Below are 17,144 nucleotides of genomic sequence, written 5' to 3' on the forward strand. Positions count from 1 at the left end.
CTGAACGTTACTCAATAGCTGTTGACCGCCGCTCAATAAGGCTGTTGACTGACACTCAATAGGCCCGTACGCTCGGTTACATGAGTCGCAAGGTTACAGACAAAGCTGTCGCAGACCGAACCCCCCGGCACGTCCCGACGATCATCGTCGGCAGCGGGTTCGCCGGGCTCGGTCTGGCCATCCGCCTCCAGCAGCAGGGCCGCGACGACTACCTGGTGCTCGAACGCGGCGGCGATGTCGGCGGCACCTGGCGCGACAACACCTACCCGGGCGCGGCCTGCGACGTGCCTTCGCACCTGTACTCGTACTCGTTCGCGCTCAACCCGAACTGGTCGCGTTCGTTCTCCCGCCAAGGCGAGATCCAGAGCTACATCCGCGGCGTCGCCGAACGCTACGGCGTCCTCGACAAGCACCTGTTCGACTGCGATGTCACCTCGGCCAGCTGGGACGAGGAGACCGCGCGGTGGGAGATCACCTCGAGCGAGGGCGATTTCACCGCCGACACGCTGGTCTCCGCGGTCGGCGGACTGTGCGAGCCCGCCCTGCCGGATATCAAGGGCATCAACGACTTCGAGGGCGAGATCTTCCACTCGGCGCGCTGGAACCACGACGCCGACCTGAGCGGCAAGCGCGTCGCGGTGATCGGCACCGGAGCCTCGGCCATCCAGATCGTGCCCGCCATCGCGCCGAAGGTCGCCCACCTCGACGTGTACCAGCGCACCGCGCCGTGGCTGCTGCCGCGCATGGACCGCCCGTACACGCTGCCCGAACGCCTCGCCTTCCGTCACATCCCCGGCTTCCAGCGCGCCGCGCGCGCCGCCATCTACGCCGCCCGCGAAACCCAGGTGGTCGGCCTCGCCAAGGCGCCCGCGCTCATGCGCGGCTTCGAACTGCTCGCGAAAGCCAAGCTGCGCTATCAGATTCGCGATGCCGAGCTGCGCGAGAAGGTCACCCCGAACTTCCGCATCGGCTGCAAGCGGATGCTGATCTCCAACGACTACTATCCGGCGCTGAGCCGCCCGAACGTCGATGTGATCACCGACGGTATCGCCGAGATCCGCCCGAATTCGATCGTCACCAAGGACGGCGCCGAACGCGAGATCGACGTACTGATCGTCGCCACCGGATTCCACGTCACCGATTCACCGACCTACGAAACCATCACCGGCCGCGACGGCCGCACGCTGAGCGAGGTCTTCGACGAGGACGGCCAGCAGGGCTACAAGGGTTCGGCGGTGGCCAATTTCCCCAATATGTTCTTCCTGGTCGGCCCGAATGTCGGATTGGGGCACACCTCGATGGTGTTCATGATCGAATCACAGATCAACTACATCGCCGACGCCCTGTCCACGATTCGGGAACTCGGTCTGCGTACCGTTGAGGTGCGCAAGGATGCACAGAATGCCTACAACAAGGAGCTGAAGGCGAAACTGGCCAGAAGTGTGTGGAATACCGGCGGCTGCGCGAGCTGGTACGTGGACAAGCACGGCGACATCACCACGCTCTGGCCCGATTTCACCTTCGAATTCCGTAGGTTGACAAAGAAATTCGATGTCGCGGCCTACGACACGACCACGGCGCGAAGCGAGCGGAAAGTGATGGCGGCACGGTGAGTGACAACTCCTACTTCGAGGGCAAGGTCTGTGTGATCACGGGCGCGGGCTCCGGTATCGGTCGGGCGCTGGCGGAGAACCTCGCCCGGCGCGGCGCGAAACTGGCGCTGTCCGACATCGACACCGACGGGCTCGCGGAGACGGTGCGCCGTTGCGAACAGCTGGGTGCGCAGGTGAAGTCGGACCGGCTGAACGTGGCCGAGCGCGAGGCCGTGCTGCTCTACGCCGACGCCGTGAAGGCGCATTTCGGCGTGGTGCACCAGATCTACAACAACGCGGGCATCGCCTACCACGGTGACGTGGTGAAGTCCGAGTTCAAGGACATCGAACGCATCATGGATGTCGACTTCTGGGGAGTCGTCAACGGCACCAAGGCGTTCCTACCCCTACTCATGGAATCCGGCGCGGGTCACGTGGTCAATGTGTCGAGCCTGTTCGGCCTGATCGCGGTGCCGGGCCAGAGCGCCTACAACGCGGCGAAGTTCGCGGTGCGCGGATTCACCGAGGCGCTGCGTCAGGAGATGCTGGTCGGCAAGCATCCGGTCGAGGTCACCTGCGTGCATCCGGGCGGCATCAAGACGGCCGTGGCGCGCAACGCCACCTACGCCGACGATGTCGACGGCGCCAAGACCGCGAAGATGTTCGACAAGAAACTGGCCATCCACACCCCCGAGATGGCCGCGCAGACCATAACCGAGGGCGTGCGCAAGAAGCACGGCCGGGTGCTGATCGGTTGGGAGGCAAAGCTTCTCGACGCGTTCGTGCGCATCACCGCCTCCGGGTACCAGCGCCTGGCGACAGTGGCGAACCGGCGGATCTTCTCCTAGACCATGCGCGATATCGATCTTCCGCTCCCCGTCGTGCGAGCGGCGCTCGCACCCGTCTTCCGCACCGTTCTCAACCATCGGCTGTCCTGGCGGGCGCAGCGCCTGCTCTTGGATGTGACCTCGCGCGTCCAGTTGGCGCCCGGCGGCACCATCGTGCACCGGTTGCGGCTCGCGGGCCGTCCGGCCGAGCGCGTCACCGCCGCGGTCGAGGGTCGGCCGGTGTGGTCGCCGTCCACCACCGGCGCGGCGGGTGCGGTGCTGTATCTGCACGGCGGCGGGTTCACGGTCGGCTCGCCGCGCTCGCACCGGTCGCTGACGGCGCGACTGGCCCGCGACGTCGGTTGCGCGGTGTACGTGCTCGACTACCGGCTCGCGCCCGAACATCCGTTCCCGGCCGCGCTCGACGACGCCGAGAGCGCGTTCCTCGCCCTGACCGGCGAATTCGGCTACCGCCCCGAACGCATCGCGATCGCGGGCGACTCGGCGGGCGGCGGGCTGGCGCTCGCCGCCGCTCAGCGCCTGGTCGCCGAGCACGGCCACACGCCCGCCGCGCTCGGTCTCATCGCGCCGTGGGTCGATCCGAACATCCCGGCGACCCGCCCGCGCGATCTGGTCATCAGCGGGCCGTGGTCACGCTCCTGCGCGGCCGCCTACCTCGGCGGCGGTGACGGCGACGATCCCGGCTACGCACCCCTGCGCGGCGCACTGCACGGGCTGCCGCCGACCTACGTGCAGGCCGATGCGGACGAACTGCTGCACGAGCAGGGTGTCGAGCTGGTCGCGGCGCTGCGCGCGGCGGGCGTGCACGTGCGGTTCAGCGAGACGAAGGGCCTGTGGCATGTGGCCCAGTTGCAGGCGTCGTTGGTCGGTCCCGCCGCCGCAGCCCTGCGCGAGATGGCCGACTTCCTGCGCGAGGCGGTGCAGCCGGTATCCATCCGAGATCTAGGATGAGAGATAGGCCACATCCACCGGCACACTGTACCCCGGACCAGCGATTCGGACATTTTTCCGGTGGTCACACAACGACGCGGCGCGACGTGTCGTAAATTACTGGCGAGTACACCACGTGGAAGGGCAGTGATGCGCGAGTTCGAAGTTCCGGCTTCCTACACCATCCCGGAAGACGCGAACAATTCCGACAACGTCTTCCGGCACGCTGAACAGACGCCGAATACGGTGCTGTTCAACCTGGCGGAAGGCAGCGGCTGGAAAGACGTGACGGCAGCCGAGTTCGCGAAGACCGTCACCGGAGTGGCGAAAGGTCTGATCGCCGCGGGCATCGAACTCGGCGACCGGGTGGCCATCATGGCGCCCACCCGCTACGAATGGGTCGTCCTCGACTTCGCCATCTGGGCGGCGGGCGGCTGCACCGTCGCCATCTACGACAGCTCCGCCGCCGAACAGGCCAAATGGATCCTGCAGGACTCGGCGACCAAACTGCTCGTCCTCGACAACGACAAGCACCGCGCCACCATCGACGAGATCGAGCAGGGCGCGCTGCCGGATCTGGCCGAAATCCTGCAGATCGACAAGGGCGCGGTCGAGACACTGATCGAGCGCGGCGCCGCCCTCGACGACAGCGTGGTGCACGAGCGGCGCAAGCAGGTCGTCGCCTCCTCGCCCGCCACCCTCATCTACACCTCGGGCACCACCGGCCGCCCCAAGGGCGTCATGCTCTCGCACGCCAACCTGTACGCGGAGTCGAAGTCCGACCGTATCGCCCTCGGCGCCTACGTCGACGAAGGCAAGAAGACGCTGATGTTCCTGCCGCTGGCGCACGTGTTCGCGCGCGCGGTGACACTCGCCGCCTTCGACGCCAAGGTCATCCTCGCGTTCAGCTCGGACTGGACCACCCTGGTCGACCAGTTCGGCGGATACAAACCGCACTTCATCCTCGCGGTGCCGCGCGTGTTCGAGAAGGTGTTCAACGGCGCAAAGCAGAAAGCGCACGACGGCGGCAAGGGCAAGATCTTCGACGCCGCCGCGGCCACCGCCATCGAATGGAGCGAGGCGAAGGACAAGGGCGGACCGGGGCTGGTCCTCAACCTCAAGCACGCCCTGTTCGACAAGCTCGTCTACAGCAAGCTGCGCGCGGCGCTCGGCGGACAGTGCGAGGCCGCGGTGTCCGGCGGCGGGCCGCTCGGCGCGCGCCTCGGCCACTTCTTCCGCGGCGTCGGCGTCACCATCTACGAAGGCTACGGACTCACCGAATCCACCGCGGCCGTCACCGTGAACACCCCCGACCACCTTCGGGTCGGTTCGGTCGGGCGGCCCATCGAGGGGCACGCGGCCAAGATCGCCGACGACGGCGAACTGCTGCTGCGCGGCCCGGTGATCTTCGGCGGCTACTGGGGCAATGCCGAAGCCACCGACGACGCGTTCGCCGACGGCTGGTTCAAGACCGGCGACCTCGGCGCCATCGACGCCGACGGCTTCGTCACCATCACCGGGCGCAAGAAGGAGATCATCGTCACCGCGGGCGGCAAGAACGTCTCCCCCGCGCTGCTCGAGGACTCGCTGCGGGCGCATCCGCTGATCAGCCAGGTCATGGTGGTCGGTGACGGGCAGCCGTTCATCGGCGCGCTCATCACCCTCGATCCCGAAGCGCTGCCGGGCTGGAAGGAACGCAACGGCGTGGCCGAGGACACCCCGATCGAGCAGCTCATCGAGAACAAGGACCTGGTCGCCGAGATCGACGCCGCGATCGCGGAGACCAACAAGAAGGTCTCGCACGCCGAGGCCATCAAGAAAATCCGCATCCTGCCCGTCGACTGGACCCAGGAGACCGGCGAGCTGACCCCGAAGATGTCGCTCAAGCGCGCGATCGTCATGAAGCAGTACGCCACCGAGGTGGAGAAGATCTACAGCTAGTCACCTCGTCCGGAAGGCGCCGCGGGATACGCGGCGCCTTTCGCGTGCCGTGGGACCGTCAGAAATTCGTCACCGCTGCGACGGCATTCGCGGCAGTACCCTCGATGCATGTCTGAACTGCGGTTCCGGGTCGGCGCGGGCATCGTCTCGGCGGGTCTCGCGCTCGGCGCGGCCGAGGTGGTGGCTGTCATCGTCGGCGCCGACACCGCCCCGATCCAGGTGCTCGGGTCGACCGTTGTCGACCACACCCCCGATGACGTGCGCGAATGGGCCATCCAGACCTTCGGCACCGCCGACAAGACGGTGCTGTATCTGTGCATGGGCGTGGTCGCGGTGGTCTTCGCCGGATTCGTCGGCGCGCTCGAACGCACGACGCGCGCCGCGGGCTCGGCCCTGCTCGCGGCCTTCGGAATCCTCACCGCGATTCTGGCCGCACAGCGGAACGGGGTCGCGGGCGCGCTGCCGACGGTGCTCGGGGTCGGCGTCGGCATCTACGCGCTGCGGGTGCTGACCGGGCGCATCGATGAGCTCGCCGCGCGTCGCCGTCGAGACGAGCGCGAGACCGCGCCCGCTTCGACAGGTTCCGCACCCGACGCCGAGGAGCCGGTGGCCGGAGTGGAGACAGCGGCGTCGAAACCGGACACGGAACCGCCTGCCTCGACAACGCCCTCGACCGGCGCAGAACAGCCGGATTCGAACTCGCGACTACCGATTTCGACATCGCGCCCAGTGCACTCGACCGCATCGGCGTCGGTTCCCCGGCCGCACTCGGCCGCGCGAGGAGCCGGATCCGCCGACATCGTGCACGCACCTGACGAAGGCGGCACGCGGAGTCCGGTCGCGACATCCGGTCGGGGATCCGATGTCGATGACAGCCCGACCCGCACCGCGACCCCCGACCCCGATCGCCGAAAAGTGCTGCGCGGGCTGGCGATCACCGGCGGGCTCGCGGTGCTCACCGGTGCGGGCGGGCGGTGGATCGGGTCGCGGCGGGCCGACGTGTCCGCGGAGCGGGCCGCGGTGCAACTGCCGGTGCCGAGCGGGCCGCCGATTTCGCTGCCGCCGGAGGCCGATCTGCGGGTTCCGGGGCTGACGCCGTATCTCACGCCGTCGGCGGATTTCTATCGGATCGATACCGCGCTGATCGTTCCGCAGGTCTCCATCGAGGACTGGTCGCTGCGCATCCACGGCATGGTCGATCGCGAAATCGTCTTGCGCTGGGACGATCTCGCGAATCGGGAAGCGGTGGAGCGGCTGGTGACCCTGGCGTGCGTGTCCAATCCCATCGGCGGCGAACTCATCGGCAACGCGCTGTGGCGCGGCTACCGCATCGACCAGCTGCTGGCCGAGGCGGGTCCGCGCCCGGACGCGGATATGGTGCTGTCAACCAGCAAGGACGGCTGGACCGCCGGGACGCCGCTGGCCGTGCTCACCGACGGGCGTGACGCGCTGCTCGCCATCGGCATGAACGGCGAACCGCTGCCGGTGTCGCACGGATATCCGGCCCGGCTCGTGGTGCCCGGCCTCTACGGATACGTGTCGGCGACCAAATGGGTGACCGAACTCGAGGTGACCAGGTTCGATCGCGCCACCGCCTACTGGACGCGGCGCGGCTGGTCGGCCTACGGGCCGATCAAGACCGGGACCAGGATCGACACGCCGAACGGTCGCGGCCGCGTCGAGCGCGGCAAGGTCGCGGTGGCCGGGGTGGCGTGGGCGCAGCACCGCGGGATCAGCGCGGTGGAGGTGCAGATCGACAACGGGCCGTGGGAGCGCGCGCGACTGTCGGCCGACCAGTCCGTCGACACCTGGCGGCAGTGGGTCTACGACTGGAACGCCACCTCCGGGCAGCACACCGTCCGTGCCCGCGCCGTCGACGGTTCGGGCGCGGTGCAGACCGCCGATTACAGCGGTGTGCTGCCCGACGGCGCGACCGGGTATCCGGTGATCTCGGTGCGGGTCACCTGACGCGAACGCACCCCGCGGAAGTACCGCGAGGTGCGTTCTGGATGGTGCGGATCAGCGAGCGACGCTCCCCGATGGCGCAGATCGAGCCGCAGCAGTTCCGAAAGGGCGGGTCACGCCGCGTCGGTATCGACGGTGCGGGTCACGCCGGGGCAGTTCCGAAGGCCGGGTCACGCCGCGACGGCACCGACGGCGCGGGTCGAGCCGCAGCAGATCCGAAAGGGCGGGTCACGCCGCGACGGTACCGACGGCGCGGGTCGAGCCGCAGCAGTTCCGAAGGCCGAGTCACGCCGCGACGGTGTCGGCTTCGGCCTTGTCGCTCGCCGCTCGGCCGCCCGAGGCCGAGTGTCGGACGAACAGCGCCGACGCGATCACGCCGATCACCAGGATCGAGGCGGGCAGCACGGTGGCTTCGGCGAGTGCGGAGCTGAACGCGTCCTTGACGAAGTCCGGGATCGCCCCCTGTCCCGCACCGCCTTCGGCGATCTTGCCGCCGCCGAGCCCGTTCGCGCTCATCCGCGAGGCGACCAGCGCGCTGATGGCCGCGCTGCCGAGCACCGAACCGATCTGGCGGGTGGTGTTGTAGATGCCGGCACCCGCGCCCGCCAGCTGCACCGGCAGGTTGTGGGTGGCGGTGGCCGCCAGCGGCGCCCAGATGCAGGCGTTGGCGAAACCGCCGATGGCGGCCGCGATCAGGAACCACACGATCGAGGAATCCGGGCTCATCACCCCGGCGAAACAGAAGACCACCGCGGCGAAGAGGGTGAACCCGACGGTCGGCACCAGGCGGGGATGCAGCCGGTCGGCGAACCTGCCGACGAACGGCGCGAAGATTCCGGTGACGATCGCCATCGGCGCGAGGACCAGCGCGGACTTGGTCGGCGACATCTCACGCACGGCTTGCAGATAGAAGTAGATGGGCACCATCAGCGAAGTGATGGCCGCACCCATCGCGGCGATGGCGATATTCGACAGCGAGAAGTTGCGGTCGGCGAACAGTCCGAGCGGCAGCAGCGGTTCCCCGGTGTTGCGGCGCTGATTCCAGACGAACAGGCCGAGCACAACCACACCGGCCGCGATCATCAGCCAGATACCCGCCGACCAGTCGTAGCTGTTGCCCTCCTGGATCCCGAAAACCACCAGGAAAAGGCCGATTCCGCTGAGCACGATGCCGGGGATGTCGAATTTGTGCTCGTGAGTCGGCAGGCTGGGCACCAGCCACATCGCGAGCGCGAAGGCGATGATGCCGACCGGGATGTTGACGAAGAAGATCCACTCCCAGCCGAGCCCGTCGACGAGGACGCCGCCGAGGATCGGGCCGACCAGCGTCGCCAGGCCGGCGACACCGCCCCACAGGCCCATGGCCGCACCGCGCTTGTCCGGCGGGAAGGTGCGGGTGATGACCGCCATGGTCTGCGGGGTCATCAGCGCCGCGCCGAGACCCTGCACCGCGCGGGCCGCGATGAGTGTCTCGACGTTGCCGGACAGGCCGCACCACAGCGAGGCCGCGGTGAAGACGGCCAAGCCGACGAGGTAGATGTTCTTGGGGCCGAAGCGATCACCGAGCCTGCCGGTGACAAGCAGCGGCACCGCGTAGGTCAGCAGGTAGGCGCTGGTGACCCAGATGACCTTGGAGATATCGGACTGCAGATCTTCCATGATCGCCGGATTCGCGACGGCGACGATGGTCATATCCAACAGGATCATGAAGAATCCGACGACGAGCGCGACCAGCGCGAGCCACGGATTACGTTGGGTAGGCATGGATTTCGTTCCTAACTCGGAATGTCGTAGTTCTCGGCGGCGCGGTTCACAGCGGTGCCGCCCGGCGCCGGACGGGCGGAGGAACAGCCGAATCCGACTCGGCCCAAGGGTGTTCCGGTCCCGATACCCGCAGGCCGGTGAGCGGGTCGAACTCCTCCCAGTCGAGCGCACCGCTCTCCAGGTCGATCACGAATTGTTCGAGCCAGGCCACCTGGGATCCGAGGGTGGCACGCAGATACGGCACGACGACCCAGTAGCGGCGCGGCACCATGTGCGCGGCGGCCCACTCCGCCATGCGGTCGAGGTCCTCGATGTCTACGCGCAGGAATCGCAGCCGCTCCCGGAGCAGTGCCACGACATCCTCGCGCGGCAGGTTGTGGGCCTCGGCCAGCGCCAACGGGAAGATCGGATATTCGGCGTGCGGGAAACGCAACACTTCCGCGAGCCTGGCCCGCAGCGTCTCGTGTCCGCGCTCGGTGAGGCGGTAGGTGGTGCGCTCGGGACGATTACCCTCCCGATCCACCCCTTCCGCGAATACCAGTTCCTGATCGGCCAGTCGCGCGACGGTGTGATACAGCGACCCCGCACTGACCTTGACCAGCAGATCATCCCCCCGACTGAGCAGTAGTTGATACATCTCGTATGGATGCATGGGCCGCTCCTCGAGCAGCGCGAGCACCGCCACCGCCAAAGCCGTCACCTGCGGACGCTGCCCCATGCTCTCCACCTCCACGCTCACGCACGAACCCGCGCGATCGCCGGACCGAGCCACACCCGCCCCGACCTATTCCACCAGAAATACTCCACACGGAATATACGACTCGGGGCAATGCGCGAACAAGAGTGGACCCCGACGAGTCCACTGTGATGCCCACCACTCCCGATCGATATCCGCGCGGCCGCGGCGAGCCGTTTCAGGCGATCGGGCCACGACGCTCCATCCTCGACCCGGCCGAAATCCAGCACGGAAGTCATTGAAGCGACTACGAATTCACGGCGGCTACGAATTCGATCATCGTCACCGCACGGACAGCCGTGCAGGCCGCACCAGGTCAGAGAGCGTGGGCGTCGAGCCAGAGGCGGGCGGCTTCGGCGGGGGTTGCGCCGGAACGGACTCGCAGGATCATGTCCACGAGGTCGTCGGTGGTGAGTTCGCCTGCGACGTAGTTCAGTTTCTTTACGCGCTGGTCGTCGAGGAGGCCCCTGCGGAACAGGGGGACGACGTTTTGGGCGGGGACGGCGTAGTCGTCGTCGGCGAGGACGGTTAGACCGGCGTCCGCGCCGGGGGCGAGAGTCGGGGGGCCGGACAAGATGCCGACCTGGAATTCACCTGCCAGCAGGCTGTTTCGCAGAATCGCGGGGTCAGGTGTCGGCCTGCCGCCCGCGAAACCGCAACCTGCGATCTTCGCCGCGGCGCCGGGGAGGACGTCGGGGACGGGGGCCTCGGTGGCTTGCCAGGTCGAGCAATGCGGGGTCAGGTCCGTGACGGTGTGCACGCGCTCGCGGGTCGAGGTGTCGGCCGCGAGAAGTACGCGGGGACGCATGTCGGTCCACTCGGCGGGGTCGGCTACGAGTAGGCCCGGAGGTAGGGCGCGGCTCAAAGATTCGGTGACCTGGGCGGGGGTGCGTGCGGTGCTCGTCGCGTCGAGGTGGGTGAGCAGTTCGCCGCCGTGTTCGCCGACCAGTGCGATTCGCCCCTGGTCCAGTGCGGTCAGGTAGTCGGCGCGCTGCCCGAGCCCGGTGAGTACCGTGACCCGCAGGCCGGTGCGGGCCAGCGCGCCCGCGTAGACCTCGGCGAGCACAGTGGATTCGATCGAATCGCCCGCGCCGACCACGAACGCCGGATCGGCGTCATCGGAACCGCAGGATACGGCGGCGATGGCGGCCGTGACCACCAGAAACCGGGCGAGGGCCCGCTTCGACGCGGCCACGAACATGCGGGCGACACCAACTCTCGCGAGTCGAGGGAGCCGAGGGATCGGCTCGGTAGCGGGCAGTATGGACCACCAGAATGTACCGGTGGCCGACGCGCCCCTGTCGCTCGCATCACCCGGAAGGATTTTCGTGCACACCACATTCGGCTCCGATACTTTGCGGCGCTCGGCACTGCGTTTCGCGCTGCGTGTGGCGCGCATCCTTGTCACGAGCAGCGTGCTCGCCGCTGCGATGGTTCTGTCGCGGTGATTTCGGTGCGCATCTTGCGGCAATCCCCATGTGTCACCTTCATATGGTTCCGGCTTGTCGATGCCGGAGGCCGCTGAGAGACGCTTCGGAGTCTTTGGAGATCAGTCGTGATCGCAGTTACGCGACGGGGGTTTCGAGGTTGAGCTTGTGTCGAGCGATCGCGGGGAGTGAAACGGCTCGGGCCGCGCACTTGTGAGTGCGCGGCCCGAGGACGGGGTTCGGGTCAGGCGACACCTTCGGCGCGGGCGGCGGCGGCGACGGCTTCGGCGACCGCGGGGGCGACGCGGGGGTCGAGCGGGCTCGGGACGATCTTGTCGGGGCCCAGTTCGTCGGCGACGACGCCGAGGATGGCGTTCGCGGCGGCGATCTTCATGCCTTCGGTGATGCGGCGGGCGCCCGCGTCGAGGGCGCCCTTGAAGATGCCGGGGAAGGCGAGGACGTTGTTGATCTGGTTCGGGAAGTCGCTGCGGCCGGTGGCGACGATCGAGGCGTATTTGCGGGCCACGTCGGGGTGGATCTCCGGATCGGGATTCGACATGGCGAACACGATCGACTCGGGGGCCATGGACGCGATCAGCTCTTCGGCGATGACACCGGCGGACAGGCCGAGGAACACGTCGGCGCCCGCGAGCGCCTCGGCGGCGCCGCCCTGCAGGCCGCGCGGGTTGGTGCGCTGGGCCAGTTCGGCCTTCACCTCGTTGAGGTCGGCGCGCTCGCGGGCGACGATGCCGCGCGAATCGAGCACGGTGACATCGGCCACACCCGCGGCGAGCAGGATGTTGGTGCACGCGACGCCCGCCGCGCCCGCACCGGACACCACGACCTTCAGGCCGTCGATGCCGCGGCCCTGAACGCGGGCCGCGCCGTTGAGGGCGGCGAGCACGACGATGGCGGTGCCGTGCTGGTCGTCGTGCATGACCGGGCAGTCCAGCGCCTCGACGACGCGCTTCTCGATCTCGAAGCAGCGCGGGGCCGAGATGTCCTCGAGGTTGACCGCGCCGAAGCTCGGGCGCAACCGGATCAGGGTTTCGACGATCTCGTCGACGTCCTTGGTGTCGAGCACGATCGGAATGGAGTTCAGCCCGGCGAACTTCTTGAACAGCGCCGACTTGCCCTCCATGACCGGCAGCGAGGCGCGCGGTCCGATGTCGCCGAGGCCGAGCACCGCGGTGCCGTCGCTGACCACGACGACGAGCCGATCGGTCCAGGTGTACTGCTTGGCCATCGACTCGTCCTCGGCGATGGCCCGGCTGACCTGCGCGACACCGGGGGTGTAGGCGATGGACAGATCACGCTGGGTGTCCAGCGGCGCCGACAGTTCGACCGACAGTTTGCCGCCGAGGTGACCCGCGAAGATCTCCTCCGACGAGATCGAGGCGAGGGAAGCTGGATCCGCGGTGGCATTCGGTGCGTCAGTCACAGGTGACACGATTTCACTCCTGCTCGGGTCGGGATAAACCGGGGGACGGTTACCGCCGGGTATTGCGATAGTGCTCGATTCGGGCCGCTCGCCGGGTGCGCCGAGGAGTCCGAATCGTCTTCCGATCGGGGTCGGGTATCCGACGATCCGCATCGAAAATCGTGGCGCGGCGCTGATCCGCGAAGCGGAGAAGCCGGAGGGTGGTCCGGACGGAAGCTACGGGGCGACCTTCGGGGCGCGACGGTGCGTCGCGCGGCGGAGATCGGTATTCCCGAACCCGGCGGTGGCGGAGGTTGGGAATTCGCAATATTCTGCCGGCCACTGTGAAACTTGCCAACCCGCTGTGTCGAAATCGGTTGGCGTGTCATATTCGGAGGATAGGACCTCGGAATTACCCCGAGGTAAGCGGAAACTCGCACATCGGCGAACAGCTGGTGTGAGGCAGCGCAGCGAACTTCTTCCCGGATCGTGAGATCTGCGAATATTCCGTGGTCAGCGCCGGTATCAGACAACTACGGTATATCGGTCGCAATGCGACGGGGTCCGCGGACTCCCGCACGCCGATCTTTCTATCAATACCCCCTGACCGTGCCGATGCCCCAGGCTCAACCAGCGGCTCGAGCCCTCTCGGCGACACGGTCTCGATCAGCGCCACAGCCCCGATCGGGAAAGCACTCCCGATCCGCGCCGCAACCCCCGATCGGCAGCTCGGTCCCGAGAGTCAGCAACCGGTATCCGCCAACTAGACCCATCGATCACAATGCGACGGGGTCCGCGCGGATCTTTCTATCAATACCCCTGACCGTACCGATGCCTCTGGCTCAACCAGCGGCTCGAGCCCTCTCGGCGGCACGGTCTCGATCGGTGCCACTGCCTCGGATCGGCAAGGCGCTCCCGATCCGCGCCGCAACCCCCGATCGGCAGCTCGGTCCTGAGGGTCAGCAACCGGTATCCGGTAACTAGACCCATCGATCACAATGCGACCGGGTCAGCGGACTCCCGCGCGGATCTTCCCGTCAATGCCCCTGACTCCACCAACGGCCCGAGCTCCATCGGCACCACAGCCTCGATCGGCACTGCAGCCTCGATCGTCGGCACGGTCTCGATCGGCGCCGCAGCCTCGATCGGCAGCGTGGCACCAACCTGCGGCGTGGCCCCAACCTGCGCAGTTCCCTCGATCGGCAGGGCACCTCCGATCGGCGCCACAACCTCGATCGACAGCACGGCCCCACCCTGCGGCACGGCCCCAACCTGCGGCACAACCTCGGTCGACAGCGCGGCCCCAACCTGCGGCACGGCCCCAACCTGCGCAGTTCCCTCGATCGGCAGGGCACCTCCGATCGGCGCCCCAACCTCGATCGGCAACGTGGCCCCAACCTGCGGCACGGCCCCAACCTGCGGCACAGCCCCGATCTGCGGCACGACCCCGATCTGCGGCGCCCCCTCGATCGGCAGGGCACCTCCGATCGGCGCCCCAACCTCGATCGGCAACGTGGCCCCAACCTGCGGCACGGCCCCAACCTGCGGCGCCCCCTCGATCGGCACGGCACCCCCGATCGACGCCACAACCTCGATCGGCAACGTCGCCCCAACCTGCAACGTGGTCCCGATCTGCGGCGCGGTCTCGGCGGCTTCGCCTGCCACCGAGGGCGGACGGATGAGCGCCGATTCCTGTCCGGCCGGTACGCGGCCCGCCTCGGGAACGCTCACGTCTGCGGGGACGCGCGGCGGCAGCGCGAGTATCGATTCCTGTCCGGCGAGTCGACGACCCGCCGACGATAGTTCGGGTTCGTCGCCTTCGGTCTCGGCCTCGGTCCGCACCCAGACCTGGTCGAGCCCGCCCGAGCGCACGCGCACCCGCCAGTCGGCCTGTGCGCCGGGATGGTCGGTGCGCCGGTGCATCCCCCTGGTCTCGGTGCGGGCCAGCGCGCTGTATTTGGTCCAGCGCGCCACCGCAAGCAGCGCCGCGGCCTGCCTGGCGCGCAACCGGTCCGCGCCGCGCCCGCCCAGTTCGAAGAGGGCGCCAGGCCACATGGCGTCCAGTTCGGCGATGCTGTCGCGCAGGCTGCCCGCGCTGCGCCAGTAGCTGCGGCGCAACGGGAGCGTGTGTTCCTGGACGAGTCCGATGACGGCCCTCGGATCGATGCGCGCCCGATCGTGCAGTCCCGCACCGGGCACCGCGCTCACGCGCCGCGTTCCGCTGGTGCGCGCGAATCGTGCCGCCCCCGCGCCCGCCCATACACCGGACGCGAGCGCCCACGCGCCCCCTTGACCGCCGAATCCGCTCACCGCACCGGTGATCGCCTCGCGGGTGGTCACATCGCCCGCGCCGAACAGTCCGGGCACGGTGGTCGCGCAGTCCTCGGTGGCGACCCGCAGTCCGCCGGTGCCGCGCACGGTGCCTTCGAGCACCGGCCGCACCGGAATTCGCCCCGCGGGGTCGACCGCGCCCTGTCGCGACAGCCAACTCCGCATGGTGTCGGGCAGATCCTCGAGCGCGGCGAATACCCGCCTGCCCGCCGCGATGGCGGTGAATGCCTCGGCCCGATTTCCGAGCAGTTCGGCCCCTGATTCGTCGTACAAGGCGGTGAAATGCCTGCCGAGTCCGGGGGCGTAACTCGAATGCGTCACAGACGCGTGTGTATTCAGTACCGGTGCGAGTCCGTAGGCGCTGGAGAATTCCATTCCGGACAATTCCGCGCCCGCTTCGACGGCGAACAGCAGCCCGTCACCGGTATCGACATCGGTGCCCGCGCCGCCGGAAAGGAACGCGCAGCCGCCGGTCGCGACGATCACCGCGCCCGCGCGCACCGTCCACGGCCGGAACCGGTCGCGCTGGCGCAGGCCGGTGGCTCCCGCGACGACCCCGTCGGAGTCGGTGAGCAGTTGCAGCGCGGGATGGTGATCGAGGACCCGCACCCCGGCCTCGTAGAGCCGTCTTCGCATTCCGCGCAGGTAGCGCGTGCCATCGAGGTCGATGCGCAGGGACGCGGGCCGGGCGCGCAGGCGGTATCCCCAGCGGGCGAGTTCCTCGACGCGGCGGTAGGTTTCCTCGAGCATCCGGTGGATGCGGTCGGGGTCGCCGAGATCGCCGCCGTGCGCGTAGGCGCGTCGGACCGCTTCGTCGCGCAGGGGTCCGTCGGGGATGTTCCACAGTGATGTCATGCCGAAGGCGGTCGGCCCCGAGGCGCCGCATCGAGCTTTGTCGACGAGGATCACGCGCGCGCCGAGCTGGGCCGCCGAGACAGCGGACCAGGTTCCGGCAGGGCCTCCACCGATAACCAGAACATCCGTCTCATGATCGCTCACAAAGAGAAATATTCGACCACAATTCACCCGCTCGCAACTAATACGCGGTTTCAACCCCACCACTGTGTCCAGAGCAATAGTCCAGCACACACGAAAACAACCAGAGACCCGGAAAATGCGGCGAAACCGCGATGCCTATCCGCGAAAATCTGGGCCGCGATCACCGCCACCGCAGCCGCCAGATGCAGGGCGACCGATTCCCCGCCCGGTCCGGGAAATCCACGTCGACCCGCGACCACGGCCATGACGACGACCACGAGGGTGAGCACGACGACCCCGGCGGCCGCCACACCGCTCACCCACCGGACCACTCTCACCGGTTGATCACCGGTACTCCCGTGGCTTTGCCGACGATCTGCTCGAATTGCTCCGGCTCGGTGGTGAACTCACCGAGCCGGATGGTCTTGTTGGTCCCGTGATAGTCCGACGAACCGGTGGTGATCAGACCGAGTTCGGCGGCGAGTCCGGACAGCACGTCCCGGTCGGCGTCGGAATGATCGGGATGGGCGATCTCCAGTCCGCCGAGGCCGATCTCGGCCAGATCCCTGACCTCCCGCAGCGCGAGCACGCGACCACGCTTGCGGGCGCGCGCGTGCGCGAGCACACTCACCCCGCCCGCGGTCGCGATCATCTCGACCGCGTTCCGCAGCGGCGTGTCGGCCTTCTCCACGTAATACGGACCGTGCGGCGCGAGCAGTTCTTCGAAGGCCGCGCCCACGCTCGGCACCACCCCCGCCGCCACCAGCGCCCTCGCCAGATGCGGGCGTCCCGCCGACGGACCCGCCGAAGCCAGGACCGCGTCCGGGTCGACCGGAAGGCCGTCCGCGCGCATCCGCTCGGCCATGCCTCGCACCCGCTCGATCCGCTCGGCCCGCAGCCGCTCGCGTTCGCGCCCGAACACCTCGTCGCCGGGATCGAACAGATAGGCCAGCAGATGGACCGGGACCGGCAGCCCGTCCTCCCCGAGCCCGACGCACGACATCTCCATCCCGCGCACCAGCGTCAGCCCATCGGGCAGCGCCTCGACCGCCGCGTCCCAGCCCGCGGTGTTGTCGTGATCGGTGATCGCGACGACGTCCAGCCCGGTGGCCGCGGCCTTGCTCACGAGTTCGGCGGGGGTGTCGGTGCCGTCGGAGGCGGTCGAGTGGGTGTGGAGATCGATGCGCACGTGTCCAGTCTTACCGTGCGTGG

The 17,144-nt window shown here is 68.3% G+C and carries 13 protein-coding genes; 6 read left to right on the forward strand and 7 right to left on the reverse strand.

The genetic code is table 11. From position 1 onward, the window contains the following. The first annotated feature begins 80 nt into the window (after positions 1-80). The 5 genes from IT779_RS06115 (at position 81) to IT779_RS06135 (ending at position 7,279) form a co-directional block, all read left to right on the forward strand. Positions 81-1,613 (forward strand): flavin-containing monooxygenase, encoded by a 1,533-nt coding sequence (locus tag IT779_RS06115; protein WP_196148172.1) that lies wholly within the window; start codon positions 81-83, stop codon positions 1,611-1,613. Next, positions 1,610-2,440 (forward strand): SDR family NAD(P)-dependent oxidoreductase, encoded by an 831-nt coding sequence (locus IT779_RS06120; protein WP_196148173.1) that lies wholly within the window; start codon positions 1,610-1,612, stop codon positions 2,438-2,440. The genes IT779_RS06115 and IT779_RS06120 overlap by 4 nt, the downstream gene beginning before the upstream one ends. A 3-nt stretch (positions 2,441-2,443) precedes the next feature. Continuing rightward, positions 2,444-3,391, forward strand: coding sequence for an alpha/beta hydrolase (locus IT779_RS06125; protein ID WP_196148174.1), 948 nt, complete (start codon positions 2,444-2,446; stop codon positions 3,389-3,391). A 129-nt stretch (positions 3,392-3,520) separates the two neighbouring features. Further along, complete coding sequence (locus IT779_RS06130) at positions 3,521-5,311, forward strand: AMP-dependent synthetase/ligase (protein WP_196148175.1); 1,791 nt, start codon at positions 3,521-3,523, stop codon at positions 5,309-5,311. Between the two features lie 108 nt (positions 5,312-5,419). Then, positions 5,420-7,279, forward strand: a complete 1,860-nt coding sequence (locus IT779_RS06135; RefSeq protein ID WP_196148176.1) for a molybdopterin-dependent oxidoreductase — start codon at positions 5,420-5,422, stop codon at positions 7,277-7,279. A gap of 282 nt (positions 7,280-7,561) precedes the next feature. Here IT779_RS06135 and IT779_RS06140 read toward each other — a convergent pair whose 3' ends face one another. From IT779_RS06140 to IT779_RS06150, 3 genes are all read right to left on the reverse strand, one after another. Continuing rightward, a complete protein-coding gene (locus IT779_RS06140) occupies positions 7,562-9,040 on the reverse strand; it encodes a DHA2 family efflux MFS transporter permease subunit (protein ID WP_196148177.1) in 1,479 nt (492 codons plus the stop codon). Positions 9,041-9,086: 46 nt separating this feature from the next. Then, positions 9,087-9,779, reverse strand: a complete 693-nt coding sequence (locus tag IT779_RS06145; RefSeq protein ID WP_332838680.1) for a PadR family transcriptional regulator — start codon at positions 9,777-9,779, stop codon at positions 9,087-9,089. A 313-nt stretch (positions 9,780-10,092) separates the two neighbouring features. Continuing rightward, positions 10,093-10,977, reverse strand: coding sequence for a glycine betaine ABC transporter substrate-binding protein (locus IT779_RS06150; protein WP_196148178.1), 885 nt, complete (start codon positions 10,975-10,977; stop codon positions 10,093-10,095). Between the two features lie 82 nt (positions 10,978-11,059). Here IT779_RS06150 and IT779_RS06155 point away from each other — a divergent pair, with 82 nt between their 5' ends. Further along, positions 11,060-11,224 (forward strand): hypothetical protein, encoded by a 165-nt coding sequence (locus IT779_RS06155; RefSeq protein ID WP_196148179.1) that lies wholly within the window; start codon positions 11,060-11,062, stop codon positions 11,222-11,224. Between the two features lie 223 nt (positions 11,225-11,447). Here the strand turns inward: IT779_RS06155 and IT779_RS06160 are convergent, their stop codons facing one another. From IT779_RS06160 to IT779_RS06175, 4 genes are all read right to left on the reverse strand, one after another. Further along, entirely contained in the window at positions 11,448-12,653 is a 1,206-nt protein-coding gene (locus IT779_RS06160) for an NAD(P)-dependent malic enzyme (protein ID WP_408637726.1), read from the reverse strand. 963 nt (positions 12,654-13,616) lie between these two features. Continuing rightward, positions 13,617-15,953, reverse strand: a complete 2,337-nt coding sequence (locus IT779_RS38700) for an FAD-dependent oxidoreductase (RefSeq protein WP_332838681.1) — start codon at positions 15,951-15,953, stop codon at positions 13,617-13,619. A 50-nt stretch (positions 15,954-16,003) separates the two neighbouring features. Next, positions 16,004-16,252, reverse strand: a complete 249-nt coding sequence (locus tag IT779_RS06170) for a hypothetical protein (protein WP_332838682.1) — start codon at positions 16,250-16,252, stop codon at positions 16,004-16,006. A gap of 14 nt (positions 16,253-16,266) precedes the next feature. Then, on the reverse strand, positions 16,267-17,121 hold the full coding sequence (locus tag IT779_RS06175) for a PHP domain-containing protein (protein ID WP_196148182.1): 855 nt from the start codon (positions 17,119-17,121) through the stop codon (positions 16,267-16,269). Positions 17,122-17,144 lie beyond the last annotated feature (23 nt).

The sequence above is a fragment of the Nocardia bovistercoris genome (genome assembly GCF_015674855.1).
Classification (GTDB): Bacteria; Actinomycetota; Actinomycetes; order Mycobacteriales; family Mycobacteriaceae; genus Nocardia; species Nocardia bovistercoris.

Bases quoted from the DNA above. Each gene is read 5' to 3' on its own strand.
- IT779_RS06115 (WP_196148172.1), top strand. From the start codon at position 81: ATGAGTCGCAAGGTTACAGACAAAGCTGTCGCAGACCGAACCCCCCGG.
- IT779_RS06125 (WP_196148174.1), top strand. From the start codon at position 2,444: ATGCGCGATATCGATCTTCCGCTCCCCGTCGTGCGAGCGGCGCTCGCA.
- IT779_RS06130 (WP_196148175.1), top strand. From the start codon at position 3,521: ATGCGCGAGTTCGAAGTTCCGGCTTCCTACACCATCCCGGAAGACGCG.
- IT779_RS06135 (WP_196148176.1), top strand. From the start codon at position 5,420: ATGTCTGAACTGCGGTTCCGGGTCGGCGCGGGCATCGTCTCGGCGGGT.
- IT779_RS06140 (WP_196148177.1), bottom strand. From the start codon at position 9,040: ATGCCTACCCAACGTAATCCGTGGCTCGCGCTGGTCGCGCTCGTCGTC.
- IT779_RS06150 (WP_196148178.1), bottom strand. From the start codon at position 10,977: ATGTTCGTGGCCGCGTCGAAGCGGGCCCTCGCCCGGTTTCTGGTGGTC.